8 protein-coding genes and 1 pseudogene are annotated in these 9348 nt (G+C 59.6%); 5 read left to right on the plus strand and 4 right to left on the minus strand.

The window, feature by feature from the left end:
* Together ACR0P8_RS07515 and thrC are read right to left on the minus strand one after the other, a co-directional pair.
* A pseudogene (locus tag ACR0P8_RS07515) lies at nt 1-308 on the minus strand (MFS transporter); the annotation flags it as partial.
* A gap of 156 nt (nt 309-464) precedes the next feature.
* Nucleotides 465-1952, minus strand: coding sequence for a threonine synthase (gene thrC / locus ACR0P8_RS07520; RefSeq protein WP_432624495.1), 1488 nt, complete (start codon nt 1950-1952; stop codon nt 465-467).
* Between the two features lie 304 nt (nt 1953-2256).
* Between thrC and glyA the strand changes: the two genes are divergently transcribed.
* The 5 genes from glyA to ACR0P8_RS07545 all read left to right on the plus strand — a co-directional run bounded on the left by glyA (nt 2257) and on the right by ACR0P8_RS07545 (nt 7465).
* Entirely contained in the window at nt 2257-3564 is a 1308-nt protein-coding gene (gene glyA / locus ACR0P8_RS07525; RefSeq protein ID WP_432624496.1) for a serine hydroxymethyltransferase, read from the plus strand.
* A gap of 111 nt (nt 3565-3675) precedes the next feature.
* Complete coding sequence (locus ACR0P8_RS07530) at nt 3676-4989, plus strand: glutamate-5-semialdehyde dehydrogenase (RefSeq protein ID WP_432624497.1); 1314 nt, start codon at nt 3676-3678, stop codon at nt 4987-4989.
* Entirely contained in the window at nt 4986-5582 is a 597-nt protein-coding gene (locus ACR0P8_RS07535; protein WP_432624498.1) for a phosphoribosylglycinamide synthetase, read from the plus strand. The genes ACR0P8_RS07530 and ACR0P8_RS07535 overlap by 4 nt, the downstream gene beginning before the upstream one ends.
* The gene (gene nadD / locus ACR0P8_RS07540) at nt 5579-6325 is read left to right on the plus strand and encodes a nicotinate-nucleotide adenylyltransferase (RefSeq protein ID WP_432624499.1); all 747 of its coding nucleotides are present in this window, start codon (nt 5579-5581) and stop codon (nt 6323-6325) included. Before ACR0P8_RS07535 ends, nadD begins: the two co-directional genes overlap by 4 nt.
* 120 nt (nt 6326-6445) lie before the next feature.
* Nucleotides 6446-7465 (plus strand): ribose-phosphate diphosphokinase, encoded by a 1020-nt coding sequence (locus ACR0P8_RS07545; protein WP_432624500.1) that lies wholly within the window; start codon nt 6446-6448, stop codon nt 7463-7465.
* 624 nt (nt 7466-8089) lie between these two features.
* On the opposite strand, the gene ACR0P8_RS07550 is transcribed toward ACR0P8_RS07545, so the two are convergent.
* Complete coding sequence (locus tag ACR0P8_RS07550) at nt 8090-8578, minus strand: CPBP family glutamic-type intramembrane protease (RefSeq protein WP_432624501.1); 489 nt, start codon at nt 8576-8578, stop codon at nt 8090-8092.
* A gap of 476 nt (nt 8579-9054) precedes the next feature.
* Nucleotides 9055-9348, minus strand: a 294-nt coding sequence (locus tag ACR0P8_RS07555) for an SDR family NAD(P)-dependent oxidoreductase (protein ID WP_432624502.1), incomplete at its 5' end; no start/stop codon positions are given.

Below are 9348 nucleotides of genomic sequence, written 5' to 3' on the forward strand. Positions count from 1 at the left end.
ATGTACAGCGCCGTGCCGACGGCCACCAGCAGATGTTTGCTGACCAGATCCGACAGATTGCCGGCGACCGGACGGCAGAACAGGGAGACAAAGCTCATCGCCCCCGCAATCACGCCCATCAGAGCACCGGTGGCGCCCATCGACTCCCCATAGCCGGCGATGATGGGGTTGACCACCATGTTGCTGGTCATGAAGAAGAACGTCGCCAGCATGACCAGTGCCACGTCACGGGTGATCAGTCGGTCCTTGCTCCGTTCCGCCGTTCCGCCGGATTCCGTTGGCGAGTTCTTCGGGGATACTGAGTTCATGCCGCCTGCCTTTCCCATAGGTGCCATCGGCTTGTTGAAGTTGCCGTATAGACGAACGCCACTGTAGTAGTGGGAACGCAAATCGGCCGTCCGCATATTGCGGACAGCCGATTTGCGGGCTTCGCCCATTGTCGTTGACTGGTTTTGTTGGAACGCCTACAGCGCCTTTGCGGCCTGTTCGACGAAATTCTCCATGCCATCGATCTCGACGACGTTGCTGAAACGCACGTCGGACGTCTCGAGACCGCGCAACGCCGCAGGTGCGGTGGTGCCGGTGGCCTCGGCGAGCACGTCCATGCACTCGAAGTCGGTGCCGGATGCGTCAAGACCCAAGGACTCGTTCACCACGCGCGGGAACTTGTATGGGCTTGCGGTGGCGAGCAGCACGCGCGGGGTCAGCGGATCGCGCGGCATCTGCTTCATGACGAAGTAGCCGCACGCGGTGTGCGGATCGATTACGTAATGGTTTTCGTTCCAGCAGTCGGCAATCATTTCTCGCACCTGATTCTCGTCGGCCCAACCGGTGCCGAAAATCGAACGGATCTTCTTCATCATCGGTTCGGGGACCTCGTAGGCGCCCCACTGGTTCAGATCGTTCATCAGCATGGAGATCAGACGGGTGTCCTTGTCGGACATGTAGTACAGCATACGTTCCAGATTCGAAGAGATGAGGATGTCCATTGATGGGCTGATGGTCTGGAAGAACGGACGCTGACGGTTGTATGTGCCGGACGTCAGGAAGTCGAACAGCACGTTGTTCTTGTCGGAGGCAACAACCAGATGCTTGACGGGCAGGCCGAGCAGCTTGGCGTAGTAGCCGGCGAGGATGTCGCCGAAGTTGCCGGTCGGCACCACGAATTCGACTTCGTCGCCCACGTTGATGACCTGCTGTTCGAGCAGTTGCGCATATGCGGAGAAGTAATACACGACCTGCGGCACCAGCCGTCCAACGTTGATGGAATTCGCAGACGAGAGCACCACATGGGAGTCCTTGGCCAGACGGGTGGCGAGCTCCTTGTCGCCGAAGATGCGCTTGACGGCGGACTGGGCGTCATCGAAATTGCCCTTCACTGCGCACACGTTCACATTGGAGCCGGCCTGCGTGGTCATCTGCAGCTCCTGCACCTGGCTCACCTTGCCTTCCGGATAGAAGACGGTGATGCCGGTGCCGGCGGCGTCCGCGAAGCCGGCGAGTGCGGCCTTGCCAGTGTCGCCGGAGGTGGCAGTGACGATCATGATCTTCTCATCCTTGTCACCGTCGGCCGGAGTGGTGCGCGCCATGAAACGGGGAAGAATCTGGAGGGCGACGTCCTTGAACGCGGAGGTCGGACCGTTGAACAGTTCCATCACATAATCGTCTCCAAGCGGCTTGACCGGAGTGATCCTCTCATCGGACCACTGGTCGCCGTATGCCTCGGCGATGCAGGCCTTGAGCTCCTCCTCGGAGTAGTCCGGCAGCAGCACGGACAGCACGTCGTATGCGATCTGCTGATAGGATTTGCCTGCCAGATCCGCGATGTCCACATGGGTTTCGCCCAGGGAATCGGTCACGAACAGGCCGCCATCGTCGGCGATGCCCTTGCGGATGGCCTGCTTGGAGGTAAGCGAATCGGTGGTGCTGCGTGTGCTGTGGAACGTGGTCACTTGATTTCCTTAGCAATAGAACGGACAGATTACGTCAAACGTGATTTCCAGTGTACCGGCACAGGCCGGAAGAAAACGCTCCGCGTCCGTGGAATGGGACGGCGGAATGCCGGCAATCGCTTCGACGGCGGTTTTCAGACGACGGTAACCAAAGACGCTCGGGGATCGACAATGTCCCTATCCCGACTTCCGTGCCGTATTTCCCGTATGTTTCGAAACGCGGTTTTCTCACTGCGATTCGTGTACGTACACTGCTTTATTAAACCGCGGTACAGCGGATCACCCCGAAGTCAAGGAGGGCTTCATGACTGCATCACCTCTTGCGCAAACCCCGAACGACAAGTTCAACGCGCCAATCGCCGAAGCGGATCCGGAAATAGCCGAAATCCTCGACGCCGAACTGTCCAGGCAGCAGAACGGCCTTGAAATGATCGCCTCCGAAAACTTCGTGCCACGCGCCGTTCTGCAAGCGCAGGGATCCGTGCTCACCAACAAATACGCCGAAGGCTATCCGGGACGCCGTTACTATGGCGGTTGCGAGCAGGTCGACAAAATCGAGACCATCGCCCGCGAACGCGCGAAAAGCCTGTTCGGCGCCGAATACGTCAACGTGCAGCCCCATTCCGGCGCGCAGGCCAACGCTGCCGTCTACCAGGCGCTCGTCAAGCCGGGTGACACGGTCCTCGGACTGGCCCTCGACCATGGCGGACATCTCACCCACGGTATGAAGATTAACTTCTCGGGACGCTTCTACCATGCGGAAGCCTACGGAGTCAATCCCGAGACCTTCCGCATCGACCCGGAAATCATCCGCCAGCGCGCGCTCGAAACCCATCCGGCGATGATCATCGGTGGATGGAGTGCCTATCCGCGCATCGAGGACTTCAAAGCCATGAAGGAGATCGCCGACGAGGTCGGCGCCAAATTCTGGGTGGACATGGCCCACTTCGCCGGTCTGGTTGCGGCCGGCCTGCACCCGAGCCCCGTGCCGTACGCCGATGTCGTGTCCTCCACGGCCCACAAGACCCTCGGCGGACCACGTTCCGGCTTCATCCTTGCTAAGCAGGAGTATGCCAAGAAGCTCAATTCCGCGGTGTTCCCCGGCCAGCAGGGCGGCCCGCTCATGCACGTCATCGCCGGCAAGGCCGTCGCCTTCAAGGTGGCGGCATCCCCGGAATTCAAGGACCGCATGCAGCGCACGCTCGACGGCGCCAAGATCCTCGCTGAACGTCTCATGGCCGACGACGTCAAGGACAATGGCATCAGTGTCCTGACCGGCGGCACCGACGTGCATCTGGTCATGGTCGACCTGCGCAACAGCGAGATGGACGGCAAGCAGGGCGAGGATCTGCTCGCGCAGTGCGGCATCACTATCAACCGCAATACCGTCCCGTTCGACCCACGCCCCGCGTCCGTGGCATCCGGTCTGCGCATCGGCACCAGCGCGCTCGCAACCCGCGGTTTCGGACCAAAGGAATACGAGGAGGTCGCCGACATCATCGGCACCGCGCTCGCCGCGGGCAAAGATGCCGACGTCGAAGCTCTGAAGGCGCGCGTCGACAAGCTCACTGAGGACTTCCCGCTGTATCCGGGCCTCGACCAGATCCACTGACCGCACTCGCTTCTCCATTCAACGCGATCGCGCCCCGTAATACGCAAGCGGACGACCCGAAATGGCCGCCAGTGCGCAGCGGGGCGCGATCGCGCGCTATTCTAGGAAACTATGACGAATCCACAACACCAGACCGACGCCATCAACGCCGACGCGCTCGAAGCGGTATGCGCCATGGGCGATGCGGCCCGCAATGCGCAATCACAGCTCGCACAAGCGAACACAGAAGCGAAAAACGAACTGCTCAACGCCATCGCCGACGCGCTCGACAGCCACGCCGACGCCATCGCCGGAGCCAACGCGCTCGACATGAGCCAGGCCTTCGACGACGGCATGGACGCCGGAAAACTTGATAGGCTCAAATTCGATGTGCCCCGAATCGCAGCAGCCGCACAAGGTGTGCGGCACGTGGCCTCCCTGCCCGACCCGGTAGGCGAGATCGTACGCGGATACCACCTCGAAAACGGCCTGCGATTGCAACAGGTACGCGTTCCCATCGGCGTACTCGGCATGATCTACGAGGCACGTCCCAACGTCACCGTCGACGTGGCCTCCCTGTGCATCAAATCCGGCAATGCGGTCCTCCTCAGGGGCGGTCACGCCGCCGAACGCACCAACGCGGCGACGCTCTCCGTCATCGGCGACGTGCTCGCCGAACACGGATACGACCAAGCCATGATCGCATCCGTCGACCGATACGGGCGCGACGGAGCCACAGCCATGATGGAAGCACGTGGACACATCGACGTGCTCATCCCACGCGGGGGAGCGGGACTCATCCAAGCCGTCGTACGCAACTCCAAAGTGCCCGTCATCGAAACCGGAGCCGGCAACGTGCACATCTATGTCGACCGGTCCGGCGACCTCGACAAGGCCATCCCGATCCTTATCAACGCCAAAACCCAACGTGTCGGCGTATGCAACGCCGCCGAAAAACTCCTCGTGCATCAGGACGTCGCCGAAACCTTCCTGCCAAAAGCCGCCGCGGCGCTCGCCGAAGCCGGCGTCGAAATGCATGCCGACGAACGCGCGTACGGCATCATCGAACAATCCGGAGTGAAGGACGCACATCTCACACATGCCACCGACGAGGATTGGGACACTGAATATCTGGCGCTCGAAATAGGCGTCAAAGTGGTCGACTCGCTTGACGAGGCCATCGCGCACATCAACCGTCATTCCACAGGACACACCGAATCCATCATTGCCGAAGACTACTCGGCCATCGAGGAATTCACCTCACGCATCGATTCGGCGGTGGTGATGGTCAACGCCTCCACGCGATTCACGGACGGCGGTGTTTTCGGCTTCGGAGCGGAGCTTGGCATCTCCACGCAGAAGATGCACGCGCGTGGTCCGATGGGACTTCGTGAGATGACCACGACCAAATGGATTGGCTACGGAACGGGACAGGTGAGGGCATGAGCGACGAAACCAAGCAGAAAACCGTGCGGAACAACAAGAATCCTTGGAACGCGGACCTGAACGATCCAATGCTCGGATTGCGACTGGCCTCCGAACGATTGAGCATCGTCCGCTACGTATTCCTCGTACAGGTCGAGGACGGCATCGCCTCCGCCGACGAGCGCGCTTCGCTCGAATACGCCGACGCGGTGCTGATCGGCTGGCCCGAAGCCAACGCCGCGGACGTCGTCACTCCCGACGGCGAACAGCTCGGCATCATCGACGAGCAGATGCGGGACATGGAACAGTACATCGCCAAATTCAGCGCGATGGAACGCGACCACGATCTTGAAGGCATGACGGACACGCTGATTCGCGTCACCGAACGCGTGGCCAAGATCCGCAGCACATACCAGCCGGACTTTCCGTTGCCGACATTCGCCGAAATTCGTCGCGTCGTGCAGGACGAGTGGGATGAGGACATGGGCAAGATCGATCCCGACAACGCCTCTCCGACCGCGGACAGCATCGAACAGGAGACCGTAGACGCGGACAAGGAGCAACAGGCCGAACGCCAGGCTGGCCGGCAGCTCGAAAACGGGGTTTCCGCATGACCGGTCCGAAACGTGTGCGGCCGGAATCGACGGAGGCCGATCCGGAGCTCGCCGTCAGCTACGTGGTGGAACCGGAACGACGCATGTCGGAGCTATCCGTGGACCGGCCGCAGTCGGCCGTGACGTCCGGCCGCAGGTCGGCGCGAGGAAACTGGCACAACCGTCTGCGCATCGGCATCATGGGCGGCACGTTCGACCCGATTCACAACGGCCACCTGGTCGCGGCCTCCGAAGTGTCATGGGTATACGATCTCGACGAAGTGATTTTCGTGCCGACCGGACGGCCGGTGTTCAAACTGGACAAGAAGGTCACCAATGCCGAGGATCGTTATCTCATGACGGTCATCGCCACCGCGTCCAATCCGAAATTCACCGTGTCGCGCGTGGATATCGACCGCCCCGGCATCACCTACACCATCGATACGCTACGCGACATCCGCGCGCAGTATCCGGACGCCGAATTGTTCTTCATCACCGGAGCCGACGCCGTGGCGGAGATCATGCAGTGGAAGGACGCCGACAAGATGTGGGATCTGGCGCATTTCGTAGCCGTGACGCGGCCGGGTTACTCCTCACCGGACGGCGTGAAGCTGCCCGAGGGCAAGGTGGACACATTGGAGATTCCCGCGTTGGCGATTTCGTCTACCGACGTGCGCAGAAGAGCCGAGCATGGAGAACCGGTCTGGTACCTCGTGCCGGACGGTGTGGTGCAGTACATCGGCAAACATGGCCTGTACCGGTAGCCATCGTGGGGACGGACGTGATTTTCGCGTATACCCTCGAACACACGTGGGCATCGAGGTCTGCGTAGCCGGTTAGTATGGGTCACATCCACTTCGCTAGAACAGACGTTTGGAGATACGGTGAGCGCAATCCTTGAAGGAAAGCCGGATAAGAACCTTATCCTTGTCACAGGCAGATCACACCCGAAGCTGGCGGCGGAAGTCGCGGAACAGCTCGGCATCGATGTTCTGGAAACCACAGCATACGACTTCGCGAACGGCGAGATGTACGTGCGCTACACCGAATCCGTGCGCGGTGCGGATGTGTTCGTGCTGCAAAGCCATTCCAACCCGGTCAACCAAGCCATCATGGAGCAGCTCATCATGATCGACGCGCTGAAACGTGCCTCCGCACGCTCCATCACCGCGGTCTGCCCACTGTTGGGTTACTCGCGTCAGGACAAGAAGCATCGTGGACGCGAGCCCATCTCCTGCCGTCTCGTGTTCGACCTGCTCAAAACCGCGGGTGCCGACCGCATCATGAGCGTCGACCTGCACGCGGCGCAATCCCAAGGCTTCTTCGACGGCCCTGTCGACCATCTCATCGCCATGCCGGTGCTGGTCGACTACATCCGTGACCGCTTCTCCAACCAACTTGACAACGTCGCCGTCGTATCCCCGGACGCCGGCCGTATCCGCGTCGCCGAACAGTGGGCGCAACGCCTCGGCGGCGGACCGCTCGCCTTTGTGCACAAAACCCGCGACATCACCCGTCCGAACCAGGCGGTCGCCAACCGCGTGGTCGGCGACGTTGCCGGCAAGGACTGCGTGCTCGTCGACGACCTGATTGACACCGCCGGCACCATCGCAGGAGCATGCAATGTGCTCAAGGATGCTGGCGCCAAGTCGGTGACCGTCGTCGCCACACACGGCGTGCTGTCCGGCCCGGCCGTGGAACGTCTGAAAAGCTGCGGCGCCCGCGAGGTCGTGCTCACCGACACCGTGCCGATTCCGGAGGAGAAGCGCTGGGACGGCCTTACCGTCCTGTCCATCGCGCCCCTGCTGGCCAGCGCCATCCGTGCCGTGTTCGAGGATGGTTCCGTGGCCGAATTGTTCGACACATATCCGGAGCATCACGGACAGGGCTTCCTGTTCGCCTGATTCAACCAATTTTCGGTGGCGGACTCCAATGTTTGGCGATTGGAGTCCGCCACCGAAACCTACGGGTTCTGATTCGTTCGGAACCCGTTTTCTTTTGCCGGAAAATACTGCTTGGCTGCGTCTATTTACGTTCGCTACTGCCAGTTACGTTCTGTCATGGCCTTTTCACACGACTACTATCCGTCTCCATCAAACTTTTTGGACGTTTGCGGATTACTGACTGCCTATGCGGATTAATCGGGATATTTGCGGATTATTTATCCGTCAAATCCCATGGATTGTCCGAATAAAGAAACGTGTCAAAAATGAAAACGTTGAATTTCCAATGTTTTCAGCGTATGCAATCGCTGATTGTCCCATTGCAAAGGCGATTGAAAAATCCGCACAATCGTCGAATAATCCACAAAGATTTGGAATTATCCGCACGGACGTTCGATGAACCGCAAAGCATCTTGAAAAATCCGCATACGTATCGAATAATCCGCAAGCGATTGAAGTGTCCGATTAGCCGATTCATTCCCGCTCATCCGTGCTGAGTCTAGGCTGGTGCCGCCGTCCACGTTGAGGGCTTCGCCGCCGATGTAGACGGATTCTGATTCCGAAACTCGTGTCGCGTTGAACGCCCTACACAACCTGCAGGAAATCCTGCGCCACATGAATGGCCCAAGGAACAAGCAGATTGTTGCGCTCGGATGCAATCCAGCAATACAGGAGATGCGAGACGAACGTGATGCACAATTGGATTGTGAATGCCAAATCCCACGGACGGACCTGCAGTTGGAACGGCAGATGAGACAACGTGAACATCGCGGCGCCTATCAGGAATACGGCCTTGTGAGGAAGTGGCAATCCGAAAAGATAATTCTGGATGAGTCCCCGGTACACGACTCCTTCTGCCATCGCTATCTGGAACATGTAATACACGAGATTCGGCACGGCTTTGTTCCAAGACATCCGGTAAATGTAGACGCCGATGAGCAGTTCGGCGGCCAGCATCGCAAGCAGCATCAGCGAATCAGGTTTCAGATGTCCACGTCCCAGGCCGATTGCGGTCAGGTCATGATCACGTACAAGCACAATCACTGTGGCAAGCAGGGCAGGAACATATGACACGATGAGACACCATCCATCGGCAGCGCGAGTGTCGGCGTGAACATGTATCCATCCATAAACGAACAGTAAAAGCATATCCGTCAGCCAGACCGCAAGTGCAATCGCCGCATCTCGCCTCGGTCTTGCATGGAACATGACACTTCTCATCGAAGTTCCTTCCGTGAATTCCTGCCGGCCTGTCCATCGTATCAGGATGAGCGTCGCGTATGTTCCGGAAGAACCGAGCCTAGTGACTTCCCGGCATACGGAAAAGCGTGCTTGCTACGGAGAAAGGGCTTTCGATGATGCCAATGAACAAATCCGTTACCTTCGCCAAGAAAACACAGGAAAGACAGGAAAATATCCGTAGCTCGCTACGCGTCGACGAAAAGGATATGTCATTGGGAGAGTGGCGGTTTGACCATGACGATGACATTTGGTGGCGTCATGACGTGCAGAAACGCCGCAACGCCACTCATCCACGAAGTTGGCTTTGCCTAGTCGAGACTGGTGCCGCCGTCCATGTCGAGGGTCTCGCCATCGATATAGCCGGATTCCGGATCGGCGAGGAACACGATGGCGCGGGCGATGTCATACGGCTGGCCACCATGCTTGACGAGCGTGGAATCCTCAATCGCCTTCTGCTTCCAATCGGGCATCCCCGCCGTCATCGGCGTGTAGGTGAGTCCCGGCATGACCGCGTTCACGTTGATGCCGTCCGGCGCGTACTCCCTGGCCGCGCCGCGGGTGAGGGCGGCCACGCCGGCCTTGGTGGCGGCGTAGGCGACGCC

The sequence above is a fragment of the Bifidobacterium sp. genome, from assembly GCF_050874245.1.
In the GTDB taxonomy this organism is placed as follows: domain Bacteria; phylum Actinomycetota; class Actinomycetes; order Actinomycetales; family Bifidobacteriaceae; genus Bifidobacterium.

Excerpts from the sequence above, each read along its gene's own strand:
- glyA (WP_432624496.1), top strand. The coding sequence starts at position 2,257 with ATGACTGCATCACCTCTTGCGCAAACCCCGAACGACAAGTTCAACGCG.
- ACR0P8_RS07530 (WP_432624497.1), top strand. The coding sequence starts at position 3,676 with ATGACGAATCCACAACACCAGACCGACGCCATCAACGCCGACGCGCTC.
- ACR0P8_RS07535 (WP_432624498.1), top strand. The coding sequence starts at position 4,986 with ATGAGCGACGAAACCAAGCAGAAAACCGTGCGGAACAACAAGAATCCT.
- nadD (WP_432624499.1), top strand. The coding sequence starts at position 5,579 with ATGACCGGTCCGAAACGTGTGCGGCCGGAATCGACGGAGGCCGATCCG.